General features: G+C 60.2%; 27 protein-coding genes and 1 riboswitch. Of the genes, 8 read left to right on the plus strand and 19 right to left on the minus strand.

Features of this window, described 5'->3' with window-relative positions; all coding sequences use genetic code 11:
- Window position 1 precedes the first annotated feature (1 nt).
- Window positions 2-787 carry a TIGR00730 family Rossman fold protein gene (locus F0M17_RS10870; protein WP_128469961.1) on the minus strand — a complete coding sequence of 262 codons (786 nt, stop codon included), beginning with the start codon at window positions 785-787 and terminating at the stop codon, window positions 2-4.
- A gap of 177 nt (window positions 788-964) precedes the next feature.
- Between F0M17_RS10870 and F0M17_RS10875 the strand changes: the two genes are divergently transcribed.
- The 4 genes from F0M17_RS10875 to F0M17_RS10890 all read left to right on the plus strand — a co-directional run bounded on the left by F0M17_RS10875 (window position 965) and on the right by F0M17_RS10890 (window position 4,281).
- Window positions 965-1,696 (plus strand): amino acid ABC transporter ATP-binding protein, encoded by a 732-nt coding sequence (locus F0M17_RS10875; RefSeq protein WP_190265201.1) that lies wholly within the window; start codon window positions 965-967, stop codon window positions 1,694-1,696.
- 31 nt (window positions 1,697-1,727) lie between these two features.
- Window positions 1,728-2,558 carry a glutamate ABC transporter substrate-binding protein gene (locus F0M17_RS10880; RefSeq protein WP_149597105.1) on the plus strand — a complete coding sequence of 277 codons (831 nt, stop codon included), beginning with the start codon at window positions 1,728-1,730 and terminating at the stop codon, window positions 2,556-2,558.
- A 140-nt stretch (window positions 2,559-2,698) separates the two neighbouring features.
- Window positions 2,699-3,376, plus strand: coding sequence for an amino acid ABC transporter permease (locus F0M17_RS10885; RefSeq protein ID WP_038990609.1), 678 nt, complete (start codon window positions 2,699-2,701; stop codon window positions 3,374-3,376).
- Window positions 3,373-4,281: an amino acid ABC transporter permease gene (locus tag F0M17_RS10890; RefSeq protein WP_141356692.1), complete on the plus strand. Its 909-nt coding sequence runs from the start codon at window positions 3,373-3,375 to the stop codon at window positions 4,279-4,281. Before F0M17_RS10885 ends, F0M17_RS10890 begins: the two co-directional genes overlap by 4 nt.
- Before the next feature lie 96 nt (window positions 4,282-4,377).
- On the opposite strand, the gene dapE is transcribed toward F0M17_RS10890, so the two are convergent.
- Window positions 4,378-5,454, minus strand: a complete 1,077-nt coding sequence (gene dapE / locus F0M17_RS10895) for a succinyl-diaminopimelate desuccinylase (RefSeq protein WP_149597106.1) — start codon at window positions 5,452-5,454, stop codon at window positions 4,378-4,380.
- Between the two features lie 82 nt (window positions 5,455-5,536).
- Here dapE and dapD point away from each other — a divergent pair, with 82 nt between their 5' ends.
- Window positions 5,537-6,490 carry a 2,3,4,5-tetrahydropyridine-2,6-dicarboxylate N-succinyltransferase gene (gene dapD / locus F0M17_RS10900; RefSeq protein ID WP_038990612.1) on the plus strand — a complete coding sequence of 318 codons (954 nt, stop codon included), beginning with the start codon at window positions 5,537-5,539 and terminating at the stop codon, window positions 6,488-6,490.
- Between the two features lie 76 nt (window positions 6,491-6,566).
- Here dapD and F0M17_RS10905 read toward each other — a convergent pair whose 3' ends face one another.
- From F0M17_RS10905 to fdxA, 4 genes are all read right to left on the minus strand, one after another.
- Entirely contained in the window at window positions 6,567-7,175 is a 609-nt protein-coding gene (locus tag F0M17_RS10905; protein ID WP_149597107.1) for a hypothetical protein, read from the minus strand.
- 140 nt (window positions 7,176-7,315) lie between these two features.
- The gene (locus tag F0M17_RS10910) at window positions 7,316-8,602 is read right to left on the minus strand and encodes a citrate synthase (RefSeq protein WP_038990615.1); all 1,287 of its coding nucleotides are present in this window, start codon (window positions 8,600-8,602) and stop codon (window positions 7,316-7,318) included.
- Between the two features lie 98 nt (window positions 8,603-8,700).
- Entirely contained in the window at window positions 8,701-9,816 is a 1,116-nt protein-coding gene (gene dapC / locus F0M17_RS10915; protein WP_038990616.1) for a succinyldiaminopimelate transaminase, read from the minus strand.
- Window positions 9,817-9,828: 12 nt separating this feature from the next.
- On the minus strand, window positions 9,829-10,152 hold the full coding sequence (gene fdxA / locus F0M17_RS10920; RefSeq protein WP_013349521.1) for a ferredoxin: 324 nt from the start codon (window positions 10,150-10,152) through the stop codon (window positions 9,829-9,831).
- Window positions 10,153-10,366: 214 nt separating this feature from the next.
- Between fdxA and F0M17_RS10925 the strand changes: the two genes are divergently transcribed.
- Both F0M17_RS10925 and F0M17_RS10930 read left to right on the plus strand, forming a co-directional pair.
- A complete protein-coding gene (locus tag F0M17_RS10925; protein WP_066140506.1) occupies window positions 10,367-10,609 on the plus strand; it encodes a hypothetical protein in 243 nt (80 codons plus the stop codon).
- Between the two features lie 126 nt (window positions 10,610-10,735).
- Window positions 10,736-11,245 carry a helix-turn-helix domain-containing protein gene (locus F0M17_RS10930; RefSeq protein ID WP_073705959.1) on the plus strand — a complete coding sequence of 170 codons (510 nt, stop codon included), beginning with the start codon at window positions 10,736-10,738 and terminating at the stop codon, window positions 11,243-11,245.
- Between the two features lie 76 nt (window positions 11,246-11,321).
- Here the strand turns inward: F0M17_RS10930 and F0M17_RS10935 are convergent, their stop codons facing one another.
- The 7 genes from F0M17_RS10935 to thiO form a co-directional block, all read right to left on the minus strand.
- A complete protein-coding gene (locus tag F0M17_RS10935; RefSeq protein WP_038990620.1) occupies window positions 11,322-11,759 on the minus strand; it encodes a hypothetical protein in 438 nt (145 codons plus the stop codon).
- Entirely contained in the window at window positions 11,740-13,647 is a 1,908-nt protein-coding gene (typA, locus tag F0M17_RS10940) for a translational GTPase TypA (protein WP_066140514.1), read from the minus strand. Before typA ends, F0M17_RS10935 begins: the two co-directional genes overlap by 20 nt.
- A gap of 147 nt (window positions 13,648-13,794) precedes the next feature.
- Window positions 13,795-14,304: a GNAT family N-acetyltransferase gene (locus F0M17_RS10945; protein ID WP_210416635.1), complete on the minus strand. Its 510-nt coding sequence runs from the start codon at window positions 14,302-14,304 to the stop codon at window positions 13,795-13,797.
- A 93-nt stretch (window positions 14,305-14,397) separates the two neighbouring features.
- Window positions 14,398-15,543: a ThiF family adenylyltransferase gene (locus tag F0M17_RS10950; protein ID WP_149597108.1), complete on the minus strand. Its 1,146-nt coding sequence runs from the start codon at window positions 15,541-15,543 to the stop codon at window positions 14,398-14,400.
- A complete protein-coding gene (locus F0M17_RS10955) occupies window positions 15,540-16,361 on the minus strand; it encodes a thiazole synthase (protein ID WP_073705957.1) in 822 nt (273 codons plus the stop codon). The genes F0M17_RS10950 and F0M17_RS10955 overlap by 4 nt, the downstream gene beginning before the upstream one ends.
- Before the next feature lie 2 nt (window positions 16,362-16,363).
- Entirely contained in the window at window positions 16,364-16,609 is a 246-nt protein-coding gene (gene thiS / locus F0M17_RS10960) for a sulfur carrier protein ThiS (RefSeq protein ID WP_052253651.1), read from the minus strand.
- Window positions 16,606-17,733, minus strand: coding sequence for a glycine oxidase ThiO (gene thiO, locus F0M17_RS10965; protein ID WP_168202004.1), 1,128 nt, complete (start codon window positions 17,731-17,733; stop codon window positions 16,606-16,608). The genes thiS and thiO overlap by 4 nt, the downstream gene beginning before the upstream one ends.
- A riboswitch (TPP riboswitch) is annotated at window positions 17,731-17,835 on the minus strand. It overlaps the preceding gene by 3 nt.
- Window positions 17,836-17,914: 79 nt before the next feature.
- On the opposite strand from thiO, the gene F0M17_RS10970 reads away from it, so the two are divergent.
- Window positions 17,915-18,874 (plus strand): GNAT family N-acetyltransferase, encoded by a 960-nt coding sequence (locus tag F0M17_RS10970; protein ID WP_168202005.1) that lies wholly within the window; start codon window positions 17,915-17,917, stop codon window positions 18,872-18,874.
- Between the two features lie 81 nt (window positions 18,875-18,955).
- Here F0M17_RS10970 and F0M17_RS10975 read toward each other — a convergent pair whose 3' ends face one another.
- The 6 genes from F0M17_RS10975 to F0M17_RS17460 all read right to left on the minus strand — a co-directional run bounded on the left by F0M17_RS10975 (window position 18,956) and on the right by F0M17_RS17460 (window position 23,740).
- Window positions 18,956-20,176: a mechanosensitive ion channel gene (locus tag F0M17_RS10975; RefSeq protein WP_073705954.1), complete on the minus strand. Its 1,221-nt coding sequence runs from the start codon at window positions 20,174-20,176 to the stop codon at window positions 18,956-18,958.
- A gap of 288 nt (window positions 20,177-20,464) precedes the next feature.
- Entirely contained in the window at window positions 20,465-20,902 is a 438-nt protein-coding gene (locus F0M17_RS10980) for an OsmC family protein (RefSeq protein ID WP_066140532.1), read from the minus strand.
- Between the two features lie 4 nt (window positions 20,903-20,906).
- Window positions 20,907-21,485 carry a GNAT family N-acetyltransferase gene (locus F0M17_RS10985; protein WP_246857187.1) on the minus strand — a complete coding sequence of 193 codons (579 nt, stop codon included), beginning with the start codon at window positions 21,483-21,485 and terminating at the stop codon, window positions 20,907-20,909.
- A 5-nt stretch (window positions 21,486-21,490) separates the two neighbouring features.
- Window positions 21,491-22,285 (minus strand): alpha/beta fold hydrolase, encoded by a 795-nt coding sequence (locus F0M17_RS10990; protein WP_073705952.1) that lies wholly within the window; start codon window positions 22,283-22,285, stop codon window positions 21,491-21,493.
- Entirely contained in the window at window positions 22,276-22,995 is a 720-nt protein-coding gene (locus F0M17_RS10995) for a lysoplasmalogenase (protein ID WP_158024639.1), read from the minus strand. Before F0M17_RS10995 ends, F0M17_RS10990 begins: the two co-directional genes overlap by 10 nt.
- Before the next feature lie 55 nt (window positions 22,996-23,050).
- Window positions 23,051-23,740 carry a VOC family protein gene (locus F0M17_RS17460; RefSeq protein WP_168202006.1) on the minus strand — a complete coding sequence of 230 codons (690 nt, stop codon included), beginning with the start codon at window positions 23,738-23,740 and terminating at the stop codon, window positions 23,051-23,053.
- Window positions 23,741-23,817 lie beyond the last annotated feature (77 nt).

Consider the following 23,817-nt stretch of genomic DNA (forward strand, 5'->3'; position numbering starts at 1 on the left):
GTTACTGCCCCTTCGCCAAGTTGCCGACCTTCTGGTTTTCCTGATGCGCGCGCAGCACCAGATCCACCGCTTCATCGGGGTCATCGGTGATCGTGAACAGATCCATATCAGCCGGCGATATGGTGCCTTCGGCAACGAGCGTGCTGGCCATCCAGTCGACCAAGCCTCCCCAGTACTCGCTGCCCACAAGCACGATCGGGAAGCTGGTGATCTTCTTGGTCTGCACAAGGGTCAGAGCTTCGAAGAGTTCATCAAGGGTGCCGAAACCGCCAGGCAGCACAATGAAGCCCTGCGAGTACTTCACGAACATCGTCTTGCGCACGAAGAAGTAGCGGAAGTTCAGGCCCTTGTTCACCGAGGCATTCAGTCCGGTCTCGAAGGGAAGCTCAATTCCCAGGCCCACCGAGATCCCGCCCTTCTCCGCGGCACCCTTGTTGGCGGCTTCCATTGCACCAGGGCCGCCACCGGTGATCGTGGTGATGCCTTCCTCAGCCAGGCGGCTGCCGACACGCTCGGCCATCGCGTAGTAAGGGCTGTTCCGGTCGGTGCGCGCCGAACCGAAAACTGCGATGGCGGGTCCGGTATCGGCCATGGTTCCAAAACCGCTGACGAATTCCGATTGGATCCGCAGCACGCGCCACACATCGGTGTGCGTGACATCTGCCTGCGGACTGTCCAGGAGATAGTGGTCAAGCTGGTCTTCTGGCTGCTTCCCTGGCCAGCTCGCTTCGATGTGGCGCTTTTGCCCGAGCCGGGCATTTTCTTCACTCTTACGCTGATGAACCATGCCTTCACTCTATCGGTTAGTTCTGCACATCCTTGGATGTGACCTACCGCTGATTGAAGAACAGTTTGATAACAACTCGGTGTGACGTGGTCGAAGGCTCGCATAGTCGACGTCACATCAAGTAATGTCTACAGCATGAAAAGCGATCATCAGGCTCAGGCTTCTTCTGACGGCCCTATCGTCCAGCTGACTGGGGTCAATAAGCACTACGGCGCGCTGCATGTGCTCAACGACATCAATCTCGAAGTCACCAAGGGCGAGGTTGTTGTAATCCTCGGCCCTTCCGGCTCGGGCAAGTCGACGTTATGCCGCGCCATCAACCGGCTTGAAACCATCGACGAAGGCACCATCAAGATTGACGGCAAGACCCTTCCCGAAGAAGGCAAGGCGCTGGCCAATCTGCGTGCAGATGTCGGCATGGTCTTCCAGTCGTTCAACCTCTTCGCCCACAAGTCGATCTTGGAAAACGTGACCCTCGGACCGATCAAGGTCAAGGGCATGAAGAAAGACGAAGCGAAGAACTTGGCAATGCAGTTGCTGGAGCGGGTCGGCGTGGCCAACCAGGCCGGCAAGCTGCCGGCACAGCTTTCCGGCGGCCAGCAGCAGCGCGTGGCGATCGCCCGCGCGCTAGCCATGAAGCCGAAGGTCATGCTCTTCGACGAACCGACCAGCGCCCTGGACCCGGAAATGATCAACGAGGTCTTGGACACCATGGTCGAACTGGCGAAGGAAGGCATGACCATGCTCGTGGTCACCCATGAGATGGGCTTCGCGCGGAAAGCCGCGGATCGCGTGATCTTCATGGCCGACGGCCAGATCGTCGAGCAGGCCGCACCGGAAGAATTCTTCACCAATCCCAAATCCGACCGTGCCAAGGACTTCCTTGGCAAGCTGATTACCAACCACTGATTTCATCATCACGCATCCACTAGGAGGAACAATGCGCAAGACTCGTTTCGGTACAGTAGCCGCAATGGCGGCCGTCGCGGCCCTGGCCCTGACTTCATGCGGCGGCTCCGGCGACAGCGAAGCCGACGGCGACAAGATCCGCATCGGCATCAAATTCGACCAGCCAGGCCTCGGCTTCAAGGACGGCGATAACTACACCGGTTTCGATGTGGACGTCGCCAAGTACGTAGCCAACGAATTGGGTTACACCGAGGATCAGATCGAATTCATTTCGGCACCGTCCGCCAACCGCGAGACCATGCTGCAGAACGACCAGGTCGACATGATCTTCGCAACCTACTCGATCACCGATGAGCGCAACAAGGTCGTCGACTTCGCCGGTCCGTACTTCGTCGCCGGCCAGGACCTGCTGGTTCCAGCCGACTCGGATATTGCCGGCCCGGAGGATCTTGACGGCAAGAACCTCTGCTCGGTCACCGGTTCCACCTCGGCCCAGAAGGTCAAGGACAACTACGCCCAGAACACCAACCTGCAGGAGCTTCCGGGCTACGCAGAGTGCACCACCCAGATGAGCGGCGGCACCATTGACGCGGTGACCACCGATGACATCATCCTCGCCGGCCTGGCTGCGCAGCCAGCCTACAAGGGCAAGTTCAAGGTTGTTGGCGCGCCGTTCTCGGAAGAGAACTACGGTGTGGGCCTGCCTGATGGCACCGACAAGTGCGCCGACATCAACGCGGCCATCACCAAGATGATCGAGTCCGGCGAATGGCAGAAGGCCCTGGACAAGAACACCGAAGGCACCGGCTACAAGCCAAACGCTGAGACCAACCCGCCAACCCTTTCGGATTCCTGCGCCTAGCAGGACCTGATGCGATGGGGGTCAAACGCAGCGTGTTTGGCCCCCATCTGCAATCTGCGTTACTCCGGTAACCGGCTGATGCAGGTATCGGACCCATAGCCACTTGGCCGGTCTTCCGGCCATCGAGACAGAGGCTTGCAGTGGAGAACTATTTATCCATATTCACTGAGTACGACATTCCCGGAGCTTTCTGGGTCAATATCCAACTAACGTTCTGGGCTGCCATTGGCGCCCTCGTTCTGGGCACTATTCTGGCCCTGCTGCGCATCTCCCCCGTAGGGAGCTTCCAGGCCATTGGCACCAGCTACGTCAACTTGATCCGCAATACGCCGCTGACCATCATCATCCTGTTCTGCGTGCTGGCGCTCTATGGCCAGCTCGGATTCGTGCTCAGCTCAGACTTCCAGAACAACTTCTTCCGCTTGGCCGTCCTTGGCCTTGCGGTCTACCACGCGGCGTTCGTGTGCGAAGCCATCCGTTCCGGCGTGAACACGGTTCCGCTGGGACAGGCGGAAGCTGCCCGTGCCATCGGTTTGAGCTTCTTGCCCGCAGCACGCATGGTGATCTTGCCGCAGGCCTTCCGCGGAGCCATCGTGCCGCTGGGCAACACCCTGATCGCCTTGATCAAGAACTCCACGGTCGCGGCGGTCGGTTCGGTAGCCACCGAATCCTCCTCGGTCATGAAGACCATGATCGAGTTCCGTGCCGATATCGTCATCCCGATCTTCTTGACCTTCGCGGTGGGTTTCGTGATCATCGTTATTCCGGTGGGCCTGCTGACCACGTGGGCTTCGAAGAAACTGGCGGTGGCACGATGAGCGCCTCGATTCTTTTCGATACGCCCGGGCCCAAGGCCCGGCGCCGCATCCTGGCTGTCAACATCATCGGTGCCCTGATTGCCCTGGGCATCGTTGCTTGGATCATTTTGGGCCTCGCCGCCAAGGACCAGATGCAGGCTTCCCAGTGGGATGACTTCATCGAGTCGAGCACCTGGAAGAACTACTTGCTGCCCGGCTTGTGGAACACCGTCAAGGCCGCCATCTTCGGCATTGTCGGTTCGGTGATATTCGGCCTGATCTTCGGTGTTGGACGCCTGGCGCAGAACAAGCTGATCAACGGTGTATCCACCGTGATTGTCGAATTCTTCCGTGCGGTTCCAGTGCTGCTGATGATCGTGTTCTTCAACGTCTTCTTCTCCCGCTCGTTGCAGCTGCCAGGAGATACCGCGATGTGGGCCGTGGTCGCGGCACTGATCTTCTACAACGGCTCGGTCGTTGCGGAGCTGGTCCGTTCCGGAGTGCACAATCTGCCCAAGGGCCAACGCGAAGCCGGTATCGCGATCGGCCTGACCCGCGGCAAGTCCTTGCGCTACATCGAGATTCCGCAGGCACTGGTGGCCATGCTGCCAGCGCTGATCGGCCAGTTCGTGGTGATCTTGAAGGACTCGGCCCTGGGCTACATCATCAGCTTCAACGAGCTGCTGTTCTTCGCCCGCACCTACTCCTCGCCGAACGGCAATGTGCTGCAGGCTCTGATCGTGGCGGCGGCGATCTTCATCATCATCAACTTCACCCTGAGCAAGCTGGCAGTGATCGTCTCGCGCCGCTTGAGCAGCCGGGTGAAGAAGGACAAGACTGCAGCCGCCAACCCGGCGGCAGTGGTTGGAGCCCCCGCGGATCTGGGCACGCAAGCGGGCCAGGATCGCGAAGATCCCAAGGCCTAGCCACCGCAACAGAAAAATCTCCGTACCGCTTGGGCATCAACCACACGGTACGGAGATTTTTTCTTGCCACGACAATTGCTCAGTGACAGGGGATCGCTAGCGCAGCCACGCGCGCAGGCTCTGCAGGCAATCACGGATAGCCTGCTGCGGTACATGCTCATCATCGCTGTGTGCTAGCAGCGCATCTCCTGGGCCGAAGTTCACTGCCGAAACTCCCAAGGCCGAGAAGCGCGACACGTCGGTCCAGCCGTACTTCGGCTTGGGTTCCTGGCCCAGCACCTTGATCAGGTCCGCGGCAATCTGCTGGTCCAATCCCGGTTTGGCTCCATCGGCGCCATCGGTGCGCTCGATATCGAAGCCAGCGAAAAGCTCGCGGACAACGGCCTCAGCCTCGGCCAGCGTCTTGTCCGGGGCGAATCGGTAGTTCACTTCCACCTCGCAGTAATCCGGAATCACGTTGCCCGCGATGCCGCCGGCAATGCGGACTGCGTTCATTCCCTCGCGGTAGTCCAGGCCTTCGACGGTGATGCTCTGGGGCTGGTAGGCAGCCAGCCGCTGCAGGATCTCCCCCGCGTCATGGATCGCGTTATGCCCCATCCATGCGCGTCCCGAATGGGCCGCCTTGCCGCGGGTGCGGATGACGAAGCGGCTGGTTCCGTTGCACCCGCCTTCGACGGTGCCGTTGGTCGGTTCCAGCAGGATCGCGAAGTCAGCTTCCAGCAGTTCCGGGCTGTTCTTGGCCAGCCGGCCCAATCCGGACTTGGCCGCTTCAACTTCCTCATGGTCGTAGAAGACGTAGGTGACATCGTATTTGGCCTCGGTCAGCTCTGCCGCCAGGGCAAGCTGTACGGCAACCCCGCCTTTCATGTCCGTCGCACCGCGGCCATAGAGCACCCCGCCGATGACCTGTGCGGGGACGGTGCCCTTGGCGCCCTCGGTGCGTGGCAACGGCACGGTGTCCAGATGCCCGGCCAGCACGACGCGGCGTTCGCGGCCAAAGCTGGTGCGCGCCACGATGGCGTCCTGGTCCCGATGGACCTCAAGATGCGCCAGCTGCTGCAGCGCGTGGTGCACCTTGTCGGCCAGCTCTTGCTCATTGCCGGAAACGGATTCAATGTTCATGATTTGCTCGGTGAGCAGGGCAACGTCTTGTTGCAGGTCCAATTCGTTCACGGCTGGCTACATCCTGAGTCTCTAGCTTCACTTTTTTGTCATTTATCAACGTTACTCCGGTCAGCAAAGATACGATCGGTGTATGACTTCAGAATCTGTGACATCCAGCGAATCATCTGTCCGTTTAGCCTCAGCGCATGGCCTTGCAACGGTCGCATCCGATGGAACGATCCTTGATGTTTGGTACCCGGCTCCAGTCTTGGGCGAACTCGCCCAAGCTGAAGAGCTCTCCGGTGAACTCTCTGCCGCCGCGCAGGATGATGCAGCCCGCGGCACCACCCAGAAGGTAGTTTCACTGACCATTAATCTTGATGTAGCTCCGGCTGACACCGCCGATGTGTGGCTGCGCCTGCACTTGCTATCGCACCGCCTGGTCCAGCCGAACAGCATCAACCTCGACGGCATCTTCGGCCATCTGGCAAACGTCGTATGGACGAATTTCGGTCCTTGCCAGGTCGAGGGCTTCGAAACGACTCGGTTGAAGTTGCGCGCTCGTGGTGCGGTCACCGTGTACGGCGTGGACAAGTTCCCGCGCATGGTCGACTATGTGGTTCCGGCCGGCGTGCGCATTGCCGACGCTGGACGTGTGCGCCTCGGCGCCCACCTGGCTTCGGGCACCACCGTCATGCACGAAGGGTTCGTCAATTTCAATGCCGGCACCTTGGGCACCTCGATGGTGGAAGGCCGCATTTCGGCATCGGTCGTTGTTGGCGATGGCTCGGACGTTGGAGGCGGCGCATCGATCATGGGCACCTTGTCCGGTGGCGGCAAGGAACGCATTGTCATCGGCGAACGCGTGCTGCTGGGGGCAAACGCCGGTGTGGGCATCTCGATCGGCGATGACTCGGTGGTCGAAGCTGGCCTGTACGTCACCGCCGGCACGCGTGTGGTGCTGGGCGAGAAGCAGGTCAAGGCACTGGAGCTTTCCGGCGTGCCAAACCTGCTCTTCCGCCGCAATTCGATCACCGGCACTGTTGAGGCCCTGCCGCGCGCAGGCCAGACCGTTGAGCTGAACAGCGCGCTTCACGCCAACTAATTCTCCTGTTGCATTCGAACTGGCAGATCACGAAAGTGGTCTGCCAGTTTTTATTGCCCAGTTTCTTGCTGCTCGGCTAGCCGCCGGGAAAGATGATGGTCACCATCGGCTGGATGAAGCCGTGGAAAGCCTTGGAGTCGCGCAGCAGCGACGTGCTGGCCACGATGGTTGCCCGGCCAGTCAGCCAAGCCCTGGGCTCGTCCAAGGGCACGTCAATGAGGTGGATCTCCTGCCGAGTGGCTTGCATATCGTGTTCCACGCCGTGGTCAATCAGGATCCGCTCCAGCTCATCCATGCGGTGCGGCACGTACTTGCCGCTGTTTTCTGCAAAGTCCTGGGCATGCTGCTGGGCGAACACCGTGGCCTGGCCGTAGTGTGCCCGCGCCAGCCGGGCCAGGGCCGGGTAGCCCTCGTCTTCCAGCCGCTTGATCAGTGCATCGCTGGCCTCCGGTTCACTGGCTGGCACCACCGCGGTCAGCGAATCCCACCAGGAACTCCATTCCTGCTTGAGCTGTCCGTGCGAGTCGTCAATCGTGTTGCGGTTCTTGATATTGGAAGCAAGCCGGCTATTGGGTCCGGCCTCCGCGGGGTGGACGCCTGAGAGTTCGCGCAGGTACAACGCCATCAGCATATTCTGATTGGTATTTATGGCCAGCGACCAATTATTTCCACGACGTAAGTACATGCATACCACCTGATTCTTCGGCACACTTGTCGTTTCCTCTGCCTCAAAGGATACTCCCGAAATACCGCTTAAAACAGGGAAGGACCTGTCCCCCACTATCGTGGGAAGACAGGTCCTGCCGCAGGAATCCGGCAGCTAGCCTAGGCCTGGTAGCCCGGGTAGTTGCGAGCGGTTTCACCCATGTACAGCTGGCGTGGACGGCCGATCTTCAGCTCCGGGTCCTTGATCATTTCGCGCCACTGCGCGATCCAGCCTGGCAGGCGGCCGATGGCGAACAGCACGGTGAACATCTTCTCCGGGAAGCCCATGGCGGTGTAGATCAGGCCGGTGTAGAAGTCCACGTTCGGGTAGAGCTTGCGCGAGATGAAGTATTCATCGTTCAGTGCAGTTTCTTCCAGCTTCATCGCGATATCAAGCAGCTCGTTCTTGCCCTGCTTTGCCAGCAGGTCGTGAGCGGTCTTCTTGATGATCTTGGCGCGTGGATCGTAGTTCTTGTACACGCGGTGGCCGAAGCCCATCAGGCGTACGCCGTCCTCCTTGTTCTTGACCTTGGTCATGAACTCTTCAGGGGTCATGCCCGAAGACTGGATTTCACGGAGCATCTTCAGGACGGCTTCGTTGGCGCCGCCGTGGGCCGGGCCGGACAGCGCGTGGATGCCTGCCGAAACCGAAGCGAACATGTTGGCTTCCGAGGAGCCAACCAGGCGCACGGTGGAGGTCGAGCAGTTCTGCTCGTGGTCAGCGTGCAGGATCAGCAGCAGGTCAAGAGCCTTGACCACGTCTGGATCCACGATGTACGGCTCGGCAGCGGTGCCGAAGCACAGGCGCAGGAAGTTCTCGACCATGTTCATCGAGTTGTCCGGGTACAGCAGCGCCTGGCCAATGGACTTCTTGTGCGCGTACGCGGCCAAGACCGGAAGCTTTGCCAGCAGGCGCAGGGTCGAACGCTCAACCTGTGCGTCATCCTTCGGATCCAGCGAATCCTGGTACCAGGTTGACAGGGCCGAAACAGCCGAGGACAGCACCGGCATCGGGTGCGCGTCGCGAGGGAAGCCGCCGAAGAAGCCCTTGAGCTCTTCGTGCAACAGGGTGTGGCGGCGCAACGAGTTGTCGAACTCGGCCAGCTGGTCGGCAGTTGGCAGTTCGCCGTAGATCAGCAGGTAGGTGACCTCGATGAAGCTGGACTTCTCGGCCAGCTGCTCGATTGGGTACCCGCGGTAGCGCAGGATGCCTGCGTCGCCGTCGATGTAGGTAATCGCGGACTTGGTGGCCGCAGTATTCATGAAGCCGGGATCGTAAGTCACGTTCCCGGTGGTCTTCAAAAGTGGGGCTACGCCGAATCCGTCGTTGCCCTCTGCTGCCTGAATTACCGGCAGCTCGAGGCTGGATTCTCCAAAGTGTAGCTGTGCAGACGTAGTATCTGTCATTGCATCTCCTAACCGGAAAGCGTGTAGTTCCGAAAGGTCAGTCGTCACCGTAGAACATACCGCGATTTGACCCATTCAAGCTAATTAGGGCGTCATCTTCACCGATTGGCGGAAGAATTCAACCGTTCAACGGCAGCCGCGATCCGTTCGTCGGATGCAGTCAGCGCCACGCGCACGTGGCGTTCCCCGGCGGTGCCGTAGAAGGCCCCGGGACCGGCCACGATGCCCAGTTCCGCCAGCGCCCCGATGGTTTCAAAGCTCGGACGCCCAGCGGTGCACCACAGGTACAGGCCCGCCACCGAATCCTCGATGGCCAGGCCGAAATTCTCCAGCGCCGGCCGCAGCATGTCACGGCGTGCCCGGTACAGCTCGCGCTGCGCCGCGACATGCTCGTCGTCATTCAGGGCCACCACCATGGCGTGCTGGATTGGACCGGGAACGATCATGCCAGCATGCTTGCGGCTATTAACCAGAGACGGCATCAGATTGGGAGCACCGGCAACGAAGGCGGCGCGGTATCCGGCGAGGTTGGACTGCTTCGACAGCGAATACAGCGCGAACAGGTCATCGAGGTTTCCACCGTTGACCGCCGGGTCCAGGATGCTGGGCACCTGCCCCTCGTATTCATCCCACCCCAGTTCCGCGTAGCACTCGTCGGAGGCGACGACGGCACCCATTTCGCGGGCCTGAGCCACGATGCCTGCCAGCTGGGCGGTATCGCGGACCTTTCCGGTCGGGTTGCCAGGCGAGTTGACCCAGATCAGCTTCACGCGCTCGCGCTGCTCAGCAGTCAATTCCGAGAGGTCGTCGGTGGCGATAGGGGTCGCGCCGACCAGCTGGGCACCGATGTCATAGGTCGGGTAGGCGATTTCGGGACGGACCACGATATCGCCAGCGCCCAGGCCCAGGAACAACGGCAGCCACGCCACCATTTCCTTGGAGCCAACCGTCGGCATGACATCATCGGTGCTCAATCCGGTGACGTTGCGTCGGCGGGCGAACCAGTCGACGATGGCTTGGCGGACCTCAATGGTCCCGTGCGTGGTCGGGTAGCCGTGCGAGTTGGCAGCGTCGGCCAGCGCCTGCTGGATGACCTGCGGCGTGCTGTCGATGGGCGTGCCGATCGACAGGTCCACGACTCCCCCCGGATGTGCGGACGCTTGCTCGCGATACGGGGCAAGCTGGTTCCAGGGGTAATCGGGGAGTTCAAGCATGAAAGTGAAAACCTAGCCTTGGTTCTGAGGTGGCAAGGCGCTGATCAGTGGGTGGTCAGTGCCGGTGTTACCAATTTTAGCGGCGCCGCCCGGGGATCCAAGTTCGTCGAAAAAGTCGACGTTTGCCTTGTAATAGTCGGCCCACTCGTCCGGCACATCATCTTCGTAGTAGATGGCTTCGACGGGGCAGACAGGTTCGCAGGCGCCGCAGTCAACACATTCATCCGGATGAATGTAGAGCGAGCGCTCACCTTCATAGATACAATCTACCGGGCACTCTTCGACGCACGCCTTGTCTTTCACGTCGACGCACGGCTGAGCGATGATGTAAGTCACGAGGGCCGAGACCTTTCCTTGCACTGGGTGGTTTCAACAGAGCTAGTGGTTTCAGTAGATGCTCTTTGAATCCTTTACCAGCTCAAACTACAGTCTAGTCGTGTATAACCATTCATCGAACCGCCTATCGGCGCGCTGTGACGTAATCGACCATTCACATTTCAGCTTCCCGTGGTGCAAATGAATTCTTCTTACGAAAAGATGACGCTTCCAAATGCTTAGTTTTAGTGATGTGACGCCCGGTGAACGGCTAGTTGTCCGCTACCGATTGGCCGAGGGCCAGGCCGGCGGACATTTTTCCGACGCGTTGGGAGAGCTGAGGGAAGTGACCGAGGAATCGGTGAGCATCCAGACCCGCACCGAGCTGGTACGCATCCCCCGCGCGGCGATCACCCACGCCAAGCGGGTACCGCAGGCTCCGGCGCGCCGCAGGCCCCGCGTCCCGCGCAGCGAATAGCGTCCTAGCAAGCCGCAAGATTTTCACGATGCCACTTATCCGGGTCGCAGCTGCCTTGATCCGGCTTGGGAAGACATGCGATTTGAATCTTCCAATCACTTAACACTTTTCGCGTATGCTGTTTTCATGCCCTCCGATAAACTTGTCCAATCGCGAGCACGAGCCCTCAGCTCCCCGCTGAGGCTTCGCATCTTGCGCTTGTGCCTCCATGAGTCACGCACGAACAAGGAAATTGCGGACATTCTGGATTTGAATCCCGCCACGTCCTTGCATCACGTGCGCACCCTGGTCAGCAACGGCTACCTCGCCGCGGAAGAACCGCGCCGAGGCAACCGCGGTGCCAAAGAAGTGCCCTATCGAAGCACCAAGCAGTCCTGGGGCACCCGCATTCCCGACGCGGCTCCGATGCTCGTGGACACCTTCTTGCAGGAAATCGAGGGACTTGATCCGCAGGAAATACAGGTCATCCGGTTGGGTCTGAAACTCAATGAAGAAAACCAGAAGGAACTGATGAGCCGGCTGCGGGCGGTTATCGAGGACTACGCAGTACGCGACCCGGATCCCGATGGCGTGGCCACCTCGCTGTTCTTGGCCCACCATCTGGATATCACCGGCAATGCGCGTGACGGCCAGTAGGCCGGTCACCGCTTCCCCAAAACCTTATTAAAAACAGTAGGAGTTCCTCCCGTTGGGGAAGAACTCCTACTGTTTTTCAATTCTGCCGTTGCTGCTTGCGCAACACCCGCAAGGAGCACAGCAAGGCAATCACCGATGGAATGACCATTCCGTACATCCACAGTGCAGAGGCCAACGCCGGTCCGGGCAGGTACTCGTAGTACTGCATGCCCAAGATCAGCTGGTCGTCGCCCACATAGGAAATCAGGCCAACAGTCACATAGCATCCGATGAACGCCACCGCACCGGCCCACAGCTTCGCGGAGGAAACCGCAGCCCAGTACACCAGTACTCCGAGCAGGAGCCAGGCAACAAGCACGCCCCAAACCAGCGGGAAATCGTTGCCGATATAGCTGATGGAGGCGTGGATTGCCGTGCCGAACAATCCTGCAGCCACGGCGGCAACCGCACCGCGCCACAGCGCGGAGAAGTTGCCTCCGAGGGAATTGCGATTATTAGGAGCGTGCGCGTGCACGGCTGGCCTTGGCACGGTCGTTGGCGTTCAGCAGCACCTTGCGGATGCGGATTGCTTCCGGGGTGACCTCAACGCACTCGTCTTCGCGAGCGAATTCAAGCGACTCTTCCAGGGTCAGGGTGCGTGGCGGGGTCAGGTTCTCGAAGGAATCCGAGGAAGCTGCACGCATGTTGGTGAGCTTCTTTTCCTTGGTGATATTCACGTCCATGTCATCGGCGCGCGAGTTCTCGCCCACGATCATGCCCTCGTAGACCTCTTCGGTTGGCTTCACGAAGAAGCTCATGCGTTCCTGCAGGTTGATCATCGCGAATGGAGTCACCACGCCGGCACGGTCGGCCACGATCGAGCCGTTGATGCGGTACTCGATGGCGCCTGCCCACGGCTCGTAGCCTTCGGCCAGCGAAGCGGCAATGCCGGCACCACGGGTTTCGGTCATGAATCGGGTGCGGAAGCCGATCAGGCCACGTGCTGGAACCATGAATTCCATGCGAACCCAGCCGGTACCGTGGTTGGCCATGTCGGTCATGCGGCCCTTGCGCGATGCCATCAGCTGGGTGATAGCGCCCAGGTACTCTTCCGGCACGTCAATGGTCATGCGCTCCATTGGCTCGTGGACCTTGCCGTCGATCATCTTGGTGACAACCTGCGGCTTGCCAACGGTCAGCTCGAAGCCTTCGCGGCGCATCTGCTCAACGAGGATGGCCAGTGCCAGTTCGCCACGACCCTGGACTTCCCAAGCGTCTGGACGCTCGGTTGGCAGGATGTTCAGCGAAACGTTGCCGATCAGTTCCTTGTCCAGGCGATCCTTGACCTGGCGTGCGGTGACCTTGGCGCCCTTGACCTTGCCAGCCAGTGGCGAGGTGTTGATGCCGATGGTCATGGAGATCGCAGGTGGATCAACGGTGATCAGCGGCAGCGGCTTAGGGTTCTCCAGGTCGGTGAGGGTTTCGCCGATCATGATGTCTTCGATACCGGCGACTGCAACGATCTCGCCCGGTCCGGCTTCTTCAGCTGGAACGCGGGTCAGGCCCTGGGTGGCCAGCAGTTCGGTGATCTTGACCTGCTTCATGGTGCCGTCCTGGCGTGCCCAGTTGACCTGCTGGCCCTTGCGCAGGGTGCCGTTGATCATGCGCAGCAGTGCAAGACGGCCGAGGAATGGCGAAGCGTCAAGGTTGGTGACGTGGGCCTGCAGGACTTCACCCTCGGTATAGGTCGGCGCAGGAACGTGCTTGATGATGGTCTCGAACAGCGGCTCAAGATCTTCGTTGTCAGGCAGTGTGCCGTCAACTGGCTGGTTCATCGATGCGTAGCCGGCCTTGCCCGAAGCGAAGACCACGGGAACGTTCAAGATGGCATCCAGATCCAGGTCCGGAGCTTCGTCAGCCAGGTCGGAAGCCAGGCCGAGCAGCAGATCCATGGAGTCGGAGACGACGCCGTCGATGCGGGCATCGGCGCGGTCGGTCTTGTTGACCACGATGATCACTGGCAGGTTGGCGCCAAGCGCCTTGCGCAGCACGAAGCGGGTCTGCGGCAGCGGACCCTCGGATGCGTCGACGAGCAGGACAACGCCGTCGACCATGGACAGGCCGCGTTCAACCTCGCCACCGAAGTCGGCGTGGCCCGGGGTGTCGATGATGTTCATGGTCATCTTCTTGCCCTCGGCCGCTGGGCCGCTGTAGAACACGGTGGTGTTCTTGGCAAGAATGGTGATGCCCTTCTCGCGTTCCAGCTCACCTGAGTCCATCACGCGGTCTTCGGTTTCACCATGGCTGTCGAATGCGCCGGTCTGCTGGAGCATGGCGTTGACCAGGGTGGTCTTGCCGTGGTCAACGTGCGCCACAATGGCTACATTGCGAAGTTCATCGCGAGTAATGGTGTTTGCTGACATGCGTGAAGGCTCACTTCCGCTCGAGAATTTGGGTCTGTGGAGTCGGGGCCAAAGTCGACCCAACAATCCAGTTTACGCTCTCGAGACTAATAGTCTGTTGATCTGTGTCAGAACATACAGGAATTTCATGTACCGGTCGCGAGAAATTCAGCGGATCGACTGGGTAGGTATCCAAAAACGCAGCGTGCCGGCGCCATGGCTGGCTTCAATTTCCGGAAGCTTGGCGTCCAGCAATCCGCCGCATTTTTCAATGGTCGATCTTGAACCGATGTTATCGGAAGCACAGGTAACCAGAGCGCGCTCAATTCCTGATTCGCGCAGTTCCTGCAATCCGAATCTGCACAGTTGCTGTGCCACACCACGGCGACGATACTCGGGAACTACACCATAGCCGATATGCCCGCCGTAATGAAGCAGGCCCTCGTTGAGCTCATACCTCACAGATACACGGCCCACCAGTTCCCCGTCGTCGAAGGCGGCAAACAGCGCCGAGCGAACCCATCCTTCGGGGATGTGCTCGCCACGGCGCCCTGCCTTCATCCGGTAGGCATAGTCCTCCCAAGCCTCAGCGGAAGTCCAGGTGGGCAAGAACTCGAAATCATCGCCAAGCATCAAATGATGGGCATCGATTGCCTGCTGTTCGTCGCCGATTTCCAATTCACGGATCTCCAGCGCAATTCCCATAGCCATGGCGCAAGTATGCCAGAGCTGGGCCGGCTCCAAGAAGCGCAGGCACTGCAAGGCCGGGCGCTAGTAGGCCACCTGCTGCCCCTGAACCTGCCTGGCCCATTCCACGGTGCCGCCGCTGAGGCTGTACACCTGGACGGCTGGCTGCAGATCCGGCCTGGCAATCCGCGCCGCCCGCTGTGAACGGACACCCGTTTTGCAGACGAACACGACCGCCGAGGCACCCTGCGCGAGCCCTCCCAGTCCTTGTTCTTCCAGTTGCGCGAGCGGGAGGGGCTGGCTGTGCGGGATCGCAATGATCTCGCGTTCCCAGGCTTCACGCACATCCACCAGCAGCACCGGTTCCTCCGCTTCAAGGTCCGCCAGTTGCTCAACGGAAATTTCCGGAACATGCCCATCGACAGCGCAGGACGCTGGCTGGTACTCGCCCAGCCGGCTCACCGGTTCGCGTTGCGGGTCCCTGGCAAAATTGAGTGTTCGCACACTGGCTGCCCGTGCATCGTAGAGCCAAAGTTTTCCGCTGAGCGTGGTGCCGATTCCAGTGATGAGCTTCAGGGCCTCGGTGCACATCACCGAGCCGATGACGCCGCACAGGGCGCCAAAGACCCCGCCCTCGGCGCAGCTGGGCACGGAGTCCGCATCAGGGATTTCAGGGAAAAGATCGCGCAGCATCGGACCGGTGCGCGGGTCGAAGACGGACACCTGCCCGGAGAATTGGAACAGCGTCCCCCAGACCAGTGGGGTGCCGGTGATTTCTGCGGCGTCGTTGGACAGGTAGCGCGTGGCGAAGTTGTCGCTGCCGTCGATGACCAGGTCGTAGTCGCTGAAAAGTGCCACTGCGTCGGTCTCATCCAGTTTGCCATCCACGGCGATAACCCGGACATTCCGGTTCTGCTCGTGGGCCATCCGGCGGACCGATTCCACCTTCAAGCGGCCTACGTCCTGTTGCCTGTGCATGGTTTGGCGTTGCAGGTTGGACAGTTCAACCGTGTCGTGGTCCACGACCCCGAGGGTGCCGATCCCCGCGGCGACCAGGTAGCTGGCAATGGGGCTGCCCAGTCCCCCGGCTCCGATTACCAGCACCTTGGCATTGGCGATCCTGCGTTGCCCTTCTTCGCCGACGCCGGGAAGCGACAGATGCCGGGAATAACGCGCCAATTCTTCCGGTGCCAGCTCCGGCCCCGGGGCTACCAATGCTGACTGGTTCACGAGAAGTCACCGACCAGGGTCTGCATCATGCCTTCGGTGGGCGAGGATGCCAGGGCGGTGTCGCGGCGCGGGATCCGGCCCGCGAGCCGTGCGGCTCGTCCTGCACGCACCGCATCCTTCATGGCCATCGCCATCAGCGGCGCGTTGTGCGCCCGGGTCACCGCACTGGCCAGCAGCACGGCATCGCAGCCGAGCTCCATGGCCAGGGCGGCGTCAGAGGCGGTGCCGACTCCGGCATCCAGGATGACCGGCACCTGGGCCCGGGAGACGATGGTGGAAATATTGTGCGGGTTCAAGATGCCCAGGCCGGATCCGATTGGTGCGCCGGCTGGCATGATGGCCGCAACACCGGCGTCCTGGAGGCGCTGGGCAAGGGCAGGATCATCGTTGGTGTAGGCGAAGACCTGGAATCCGTCGGCGACCAGCTGTTCGGTGGCAGCGTGCAGCTCCAGCGGATCAGGCAGCAACGTGTGCTCGTCCGCAATCACTTCGAGCTTGATCCAGTTCGTTTCCAGCGCTTCGCGGGCCAGGTGCGCGGTGAGGATCGCGTCGCGGGCGGTGAAGCATCCAGCGGTATTCGGCAGCGCAATCACGTTGTTGCGCTGCAGCAAGTCATACACGTTGGACTCGCCTGCCGCCGAAAAGTGTCGGATGGCCACGGTAGTCAGTTCGGTTCCAGAGGCCTGCAATGCGCTTTCCAGGGTGGTCAGCGAACTCGCTCCCCCGGTGCCGAGGATCAAGCGCGAAGACAAGGTGCGTCCTGCAACCTGGAATGGATCGCTGTTGATGTCCAGTTCGGTGATGTTTTGCGTGTCCACGCCTAGCCTCCCTGGGCTGCGGTAACGAGTTCGATGCTGTGCCCTTCGGCCAGCGTGTAGCTGTTCCAGGCGCTGCGCGGGATGACAGCGCCATTGACCGCGGCGGCTATTCCAAGCTTGCTGCCGTCCACGGCCGCCGAGTTGCTATCCAGATCCTTGCCGATCTGCATGCTGATGAATTCGCGAAGGGTGATTCCTTCGTCCAGGTTCAGTTCCCGGGAATTGAACTTGATGCCAATGCTTTTCATGGGTGCTGCTCCGTTCGGTGGGTGGTCTGGGTTGCTGTGGCGAAGCGGTGTGGATTCACAGCCTGATGCAACGGATGGGTTTCAGGGCCGTGAATGAGATCAGCGGTGAGTGTTGCGCCCAGCGGAGCCAGCAGCACTCCGTGCCGGGAGTATCCGGTGCTAAGCACCAGGCCCGGGTCAATGCGCCCCAGCAGCGGACGGTCATCGGGAGTGGCGGGACGGGCCCGGGCAGTTGCCTCGTTCAGCGTGCAGTCGCTGATGCCGGGTATGAGCTTTCGCGCATTGTCCAGCAGCAAATGCATGGCTCCGATGTTCACTGCAGGCTGGCGGTCTTCCCGGACGCTGGCTCCGAGCACGAGGCTGCCGTCCTTTCTCGGCACGAGATACACCGGCTCCCGGTGCACGATGCCGCGGATGGTCCGGGTGATCAATGGCGGACCGGCTGGCCCCTGGATCCGGAGAATATCTCCGTATACGGGGCGCACCGGCACCCGGTCCAGGCCGTCAATGGTGCCCAGTCCGGTGGCCACGATGGTTTGATCCGCTTCGAGGATCTTGCCCGATGCGGTGCGTACCGCGTTGGTTCGGCTCCCGTCGCCCACCAGCGCCTGCGCCCGCTCCTCGATCAGGCGGCCACGCAGGTGATCAAGCAGGATTTTGACGACTGACCGTGGGTCGACTTGGTGGTCATCTTGGCATAGGACTGCGCCTGCTATATTCGCGGCCAAGGCTGGTTCGAGTTTGCGGGCTTGGCTGGGCAAGAGCTTTTCCGCTGACAGGCCGAGGGAAGCTTGCAGTTCGGCCAGCTCATGCAGGGCTTCGCGGTCAGCCGGTTCGGCCGCGACGACGAGGGTTGAGTTCTGCAGGTAGTCCGGGCGTTGCCCGGTCACGGATTCGATGCGCTCAATGAACTTTGGATAGGCGGCATTCGAGGCGGCAAGCAGCTCGTGAAGCGGGCCATGGCCCCAGACCGTTTCAGCTGCCGGGGCCAGCATTCCGGCTGCCGCGTAGCTTGCACCTTGGCCTGGTGCTGGATCGATGAGGGTGGCAGTATGTCCCCGTGATTCCAGTTCGAACGCAACTGACAGGCCGATGATTCCGGCGCCAACAATATTCACATGCACGAGAGCACGCATCCTTCCTACGGCGGCATGACCCGCATCAGGTGTAGCGGTCGGCTCGGTGCCCTCTCAGCCTGGTCGATTCAGGCTCCCGCGGAGTACTGCGATTATAGGCATGATCCAGCTCATAAAGTCGAACTGGAGCAACCGCAGCTCCGTCATCTTCTGTGATGTACTAGTTGACATGGCATCTCATGACTTCCCCCGCGTGCTTCCCCAGGGATCTGCGTTGTCCAACACGATCATTTCGTTGGAGCAGGAGCTCTTGGAAACCAGCCAGCGCCATAGCCGAGGGCAATTGGAACGGTACTTGCATCCGCAGTTCTCCGAAGTGGGTGCCAGCGGCCGTGTCTACGATCGCGAGTCGATCATTGCCCAGCTGGCCCAGGAGCCGGAACGGGATTCCGGATCTCGGGAAGTCGGCAGCCCCGTGGCAATCCAGGTTGCCGATCAAGCGGTGCTTCTGCGCTGGAGGTTGCTATCGGGATCCGCCAGCGAGCGCAGTTCGCTGTGGATCCATGAGCAGGATCGCTGGCAGCTGTTCTTCCATCAGGGCACGCCCGCTGCGCGGCAGCTTTCTTTTGCAGAACCGAACAAGGCCGCATTAGTCGACGACGATTTCTCGGTTCGCAGGCTGCGCCAATCGGATGCCGAAGCTGTTTTCGAAGCCTTTTCCTCCAATGCCGATATGGATCGCCAAGGAGATGCCGACACTCCGGAAAAGGCCGCATCGTACGTGCGTGCCCTGATGGAGGCCGGCGAACGGCAGCAGGCTTTGGCCGTCGCCTATCGAGACCGGCTGGTCGGTTTGGTCTGCGGTACTGTCGATCCAGCCAATCAGAACGCATGGGTTTGGTATTGGATGAACCAGGACTACCGCGGGAGGTCTCTGGCCACTCGCGCAGTGGCTACTTTGGTGAACCACCTGTTTGGCGAGCTCGGTTTGTACCGTTTGGAACTAGGTCTTCGGGCGAACAATCCTGGATCGAAGCGTGTTGCCGAATGCAACGGGTTCCTGCGAGAGGGTGTCGAGCGCGGTAAGTTCCTGGTTGCTGGAGAACGCGTTGACGTGTACGCCTACGCGCGGTTGCGGACTGATCAGGTCCCCGACGTAGTGCCGTTGCCGTGGAGCACGCAGCCGTAGCTTGGCGGGCAACAAAAAGTCGCGGAATCCGGTTTCGGGTTCCGCGACTTTTTATCTGTCCCTCAGGTTTAGTGATATTGGCTAGATGCCTGGAGTTGATGCCGGCGGCGTCGAATCCGGGCCGTCGGTGGCCTGATTGGCCTCGATCTTTTTCAGCGTGCGAGCCGCAGCATCGCGACCACCAAGTCCAAAGGCCAGCGCCGCGGCCAAAGCCGCGCCAATGACGATTGCACCGAAGGCCATATTGATGATCGAATCAGCGATACCCATGTACTTCAAGCCCATTGCCACGAACAACGCGATTGCCGTGTAGCGGATGATCTTTGAAGCGGTGGTGTCGCCCAAGAAACGGCCGATGACGTTGGCGATGACGAAACCTGCGGCGATAATTGCTGCGCCGAAGAGAATCTTGCCGCCCAAGGCCAGGATTTCATTGAGGATGTTGGTGATCGCCGGGAAGTTCAGCATCTGGGCCGCCATCACGCCGAAGAACAGAACGATGGCAATCTTGACGATGCCAGCGATGATTCCCGAAGCGCTCTTGCCTTCGGGAACAACACCCCATTGGGCAACAACGGAGTCGGTGCCCACCCCGTGAAGGGTTGATTCAAGCAGCTGGCCGACGAACTTGGCAATCAGAATACCGACGGCCAAGAGCACCAAGGCCATGATGACCTGCGGTATTGCGGTGAAGACAAGCTGCAGCATCTGCTGGGCAGGGTCCGAAATTGCCGCGATGCCCAAGACCTGCAGTGCCGAAATGGCAACGACGAGCAGGATCAAGGCGAAGACGATATTGGCAATGATGTCAACGATCTTCGCTTGGGACTCGCGAGACTGGACTTCGTCAACCGGTTCATCGCCTGGGGTCAATTTGCGGACCAGCCCGCTGAAGTCGACAGTTCCCAAACCGGTCTTCAGCAGCTGGCGAACGATATTGGCGATCACGTAGCCGATGAAGAAGATGAAGCCCGCACCGATGAGGTTGGGGATGAAGGCCATGACGCCGCCGAGCAGGCCCTGCACCGGCGATAGCACTTCAGATAGCGCGAATACTTGCAGGATTGCCACGAGGCCGAACAGCCAGACGATAAGTCCCGCAACCTTGCCCAGAGATTGGCCTATTTGCTCTCCGTCATTGCCCTGCTTCTGCAGGAACTTCACCCTGGTCACCAATTTGGCGGCAGCCCACCGAACGATGCGCGCGAGAAGCCACGTAATGATGAGGATGATTAGCGCGATGCCAACCTTTTGTAGCATCGACGCCCAGTCGATATTGCCTAAAACGTTCTCAGACTGCATTGCTGCTCCTTCAACGTAGGGACAATCTGACCCTACGATGAAGGTTCTCCGCTGACTAGGGCAAAGACCCGTACTGCCAGCTTGAATCGATGGACTTTCATACCCCGAATTGCGGATGCATGATTCATTCACACTGGATTCAACGTTTTTCGAACAATCAAGCCATAACGACAACTGATTCACGCAATGTTGGGAAATTCGTGTCGCGCTCGAATCCGTGAATTGCCTTGGAAGCTGTTGCGGAGTCAGCCATTGGCCATTAGCAATCTGGGATCCGCACGAAATGCATCAGGCCTGGTTGAGGACTTCGCTCTGCACTGAGGCACCTAGCTCAACGGTGCGAGAAACCGTGCAGTACTTGTCATGGGATAGCTTGACGATGCGTTCAACCATGCCGGCCGCTTTGCGCCCCTCCTCGGTATCGGGGAACTTCAAATCAAAGCCAAGGCGGATGTCTTCCATTCGGCTAGCCGAGTCCTCGGAGACCTTGTAGCCGCTCGCCTTGACTTCGAAGTTCTCAGGCTCGCTTCTGCGGGTAGTCGCCACATCAACATCGATCGCTGAGCACCCGGCAATGGCAGCCAGCAGAAGCTCCACCGGCGTCAGCAGCCCTTCGCCCTGGCCGAATTCCAGGCTGGCGCCGGATTCCAGGCTGGTGGCCTGGTACTTGCGTGATTCGACGCGTTTGATGCTGACTTCCCGTATTTCACGGCTATTTTCACTCATGGAACTATGGTGCCACGATTCGGGGCAAAGATTCTGTGTGGCGCAACGTGATCCGTTGTGGCACCAGTTCTGGACCTCCGTCGACTGCCAAGAATCCGCAGTCGCCAAAGAATGAAATGGCAGGCTGTCGCTGGCAATCCAGATGCACGCTGATGCCGGGAGTGTGCGCGACGATTGCTTCCAGCAGAACACGGCCCACACCCTTGTGGCGATCGCTGTGCCGCACCCAGAGCAGCTCAATGCGTGTATCGCTCCAGGCTGCGAAGCCCATGATGCGCTGGCCTTGCTGGGCGATTCTGACGGTCACCGACTGGCTATAGATTGCTTCCAGGGCGATTGCCACTGCATCAATGTCAGCAGCTGAGAGGAAGTCCCTCCGGCGTTCCACCGAACTGCGCCAGATATCCAATAGGTCAGGCACTTCATCAATGCTCGCCAACTCGCGCAGCACGAGAGCTTCGTCCATGCCAAGTTCTTTCTTGCTCAGGCAAAACCGTAGTTGCTGCTTCGAAATGTAGCCGGATGCCGGCATTTCCTCAAGTCCCAATCGAGCGTTGCGCGTCATCGGATAGGACCTTTCCATCCGGATCAAGATCGTTCCTGCAGGCCGCCGGTACGTTGCGCCCAGTCCCGCAATTCGGCCAAGACCTGTTCGGGCTGCTCAAGGTGCACGTTATGGCCCGCTGGTTCAAGCACGCAGAGCTTCATCAGGGGATACCGGTGGACGAGCCGCTCGGGATCCAGGTATCCGGTGACATGGTCCTGCTTCCCGCACACGATCGTGACCGGAATATCCAGCTGGTTTCCACGCTCGACGGGCAGCGGGTCCAGGAAGTACCGCCGTGACAGCTTAGCCATGGCTCGCAAGTTCGCGCAGTCCAACCCGGGCAGCACCCACTGCGCGAACTTCCGCCATGCTTCTGGTGATTGAACCACTGCTACGTCAGAGAATAATTGCGCATGGTGTGGATCAAGCTCAGCCAGAAGCAGAGGGTCTGCTACTGACACCTGCTGCTCTGGCACGGTACGCCGAGCGGCATCAGGAAAGACTACTGGCGCCAGGAGGAAAAGCCCTTGAGCTTGGCCAAGAAACCTGTCGGCCATCTCTTGGCAGAGCAAGGCGCCAAGGGAATTGCCCAGCAGCGCAAATCTTCCCTCGCCCGCGGTTTGCCGGATCAGCGCTTCCAACCAGCTTGCCAGTTCTGGCAGGCCACCGGAATTTTCAAGCGGCGGGCAGGTGCCGAAGCCAGGCAAGTCGATGTAGTGCAAGTCGAAAATCCGCATTTTCTCCAGCGTTGCTTCTAGCGGCTTGAGAATCCGGTGGTCTACGCCGTTGCCATGCACCATGAACAACGGGATTCTGCTGAGGTGGTTTACCTGCATGTCGTCGTGCTTTTCTCCTGTGCATCGCGCTGGCTCGCGGCATAGCTGATCATGGCCTGCCCGGCCACATAGGTGAGCATAATCCAGAATCCCATCGCGGGAATGCCAATGTCCGTAAATGAGCGCAGTGCGATCAAGGAATCGGAAAGGAAGAAAATTGCGCCGCCGGAACCCGCGACGGGTCCCAGCCCAGTGCTGAGGATGGCCATCACCATCAATGCCAAGCCGTAGATGATCACCGGGGCAAGCAGCGCTCCGGCACCGGGTGAGCAAAGGATCAGCAGCACTGCGAATGCCGCAAGATAGGGAAACAGCATCCACCATCGGCGCAGTATCGAAGATTTCCAGTATCTTGCCAGAGCGCCAATGTAGAAGAACTGCGCGACCAGGAACGCGCCCACCATGGCCAGGAATGCCGGGTCTCCATCCATGAACCGCGGCAGGGCATCACCGACCCAGGAGAAGAACAGCGCTGCCAGCACCAGCCGGATCAGCCTGCCGCGCGGCGAAGTGGTGAAGGAGATAACCGCTCCTGCCAAAAGCGGCATCAGCAGGATCTGCGTGGCATTGGCCAGCAACCCGGAAGGCCAGAACAGCTGGGCCAGCAAATGAGCCAAAGTGGCCAGCAGCAGCGCCAGCACCACGATTCCACGACGTGGCCGTCCTGGGACCATTGCGTGGGAGTGCTCTGTACCGAGATGCAGCTGCACGTTTTTCCTTGCGTAGAATCGATGCTTCCGGCTGGCCACCCCGGACGTCTCCGGATCAGTCATCAGAGGAAGCCGACGGCGCCAAGACGCAGAATTCGTTTCCTGAGCGGTCCTGGAATACCCGCCATGGCAATCCCTCCCACGGCCCATCCAGCTCAGCTCCACCCGATGCGCAGATCGCAGCAAGCGCGTCATCCATGCTCTCCGCCTGCTCAAGACGCAAATCAAGGTGGATCGCATTCTTCGCCGCTGTCTTGGGCGACGCTTCGCGGACGAGAACCAGACGCGGGCCCACGCCGGTTGGGTCGGCCAGCACCATCGGGGATCGCGCTACGATTTCCCAGCCAAGCAGCTGCTTCCAGAATTCTGCATCACCTGCCGGGTCAGCGCAGGCAAGTTGGAAGGCTTCGAGCACCAAGCCACTTGCCGGCTTGCCGTCGGCTCGGAGCAGATACTCGTTTCCTGCGGCGTCGAGCCGGGTTTCCAGAGCATCCAGCAGCTCCGCACCAAGGTCTTCGGCAGGAGGGGCGCCGCTGCGGAGGATCAGGTGCGCGCGCTGCCGGGCACGATCCGGATCACGGACGATTGGGAAACACAGATCCAGGTAACGCTCCCCAGGCAACTGCAAGCGTGTTTCGTAGCCCCCTTGGTTATCGGTGAGCATCTGGCATTTGAGTGCAGCCTCCCAGAATTCCCCATGCCGCCGCGGGTTCTCGGCATCGAAGACGATATTTTCCCAGTACATGCTTCAGGCCTACCGCGACAGTGATGCCCATCACTTTGCAATGGGATTGGTGCGCACATTTAATCTCCGCATATGGA

The organism is Glutamicibacter sp. ZJUTW (assembly GCF_008370855.1).
Taxonomy (GTDB): domain Bacteria; phylum Actinomycetota; class Actinomycetes; order Actinomycetales; family Micrococcaceae; genus Glutamicibacter; species Glutamicibacter nicotianae.

What these genes read in the sequence shown, in the direction of transcription:
- F0M17_RS10910 (WP_038990615.1), bottom strand. Translation starts at nt 8,602, where the DNA reads ATGACAGATACTACGTCTGCACAGCTACACTTTGGAGAATCCAGCCTC.
- F0M17_RS10990 (WP_073705952.1), bottom strand. Translation starts at nt 22,285, where the DNA reads ATGCAGGTAAACCACCTCAGCAGAATCCCGTTGTTCATGGTGCATGGC.
- F0M17_RS10925 (WP_066140506.1), top strand. Translation starts at nt 10,367, where the DNA reads ATGCTTAGTTTTAGTGATGTGACGCCCGGTGAACGGCTAGTTGTCCGC.
- F0M17_RS10870 (WP_128469961.1), bottom strand. Translation starts at nt 787, where the DNA reads ATGGTTCATCAGCGTAAGAGTGAAGAAAATGCCCGGCTCGGGCAAAAG.
- F0M17_RS10905 (WP_149597107.1), bottom strand. Translation starts at nt 7,175, where the DNA reads ATGTACTTACGTCGTGGAAATAATTGGTCGCTGGCCATAAATACCAAT.
- F0M17_RS10975 (WP_073705954.1), bottom strand. Translation starts at nt 20,176, where the DNA reads ATGCAGTCTGAGAACGTTTTAGGCAATATCGACTGGGCGTCGATGCTA.
- F0M17_RS10980 (WP_066140532.1), bottom strand. Translation starts at nt 20,902, where the DNA reads ATGAGTGAAAATAGCCGTGAAATACGGGAAGTCAGCATCAAACGCGTC.
- dapD (WP_038990612.1), top strand. Translation starts at nt 5,537, where the DNA reads ATGACTTCAGAATCTGTGACATCCAGCGAATCATCTGTCCGTTTAGCC.
- F0M17_RS17460 (WP_168202006.1), bottom strand. Translation starts at nt 23,740, where the DNA reads ATGTACTGGGAAAATATCGTCTTCGATGCCGAGAACCCGCGGCGGCAT.
- F0M17_RS10890 (WP_141356692.1), top strand. Translation starts at nt 3,373, where the DNA reads ATGAGCGCCTCGATTCTTTTCGATACGCCCGGGCCCAAGGCCCGGCGC.
- dapC (WP_038990616.1), bottom strand. Translation starts at nt 9,816, where the DNA reads ATGCTTGAACTCCCCGATTACCCCTGGAACCAGCTTGCCCCGTATCGC.
- F0M17_RS10880 (WP_149597105.1), top strand. Translation starts at nt 1,728, where the DNA reads ATGCGCAAGACTCGTTTCGGTACAGTAGCCGCAATGGCGGCCGTCGCG.
- thiS (WP_052253651.1), bottom strand. Translation starts at nt 16,609, where the DNA reads ATGAAAAGCATTGGCATCAAGTTCAATTCCCGGGAACTGAACCTGGAC.
- F0M17_RS10930 (WP_073705959.1), top strand. Translation starts at nt 10,736, where the DNA reads ATGCCCTCCGATAAACTTGTCCAATCGCGAGCACGAGCCCTCAGCTCC.
- F0M17_RS10985 (WP_246857187.1), bottom strand. Translation starts at nt 21,485, where the DNA reads ATGGAAAGGTCCTATCCGATGACGCGCAACGCTCGATTGGGACTTGAG.
- F0M17_RS10970 (WP_168202005.1), top strand. Translation starts at nt 17,915, where the DNA reads ATGGCATCTCATGACTTCCCCCGCGTGCTTCCCCAGGGATCTGCGTTG.
- typA (WP_066140514.1), bottom strand. Translation starts at nt 13,647, where the DNA reads ATGTCAGCAAACACCATTACTCGCGATGAACTTCGCAATGTAGCCATT.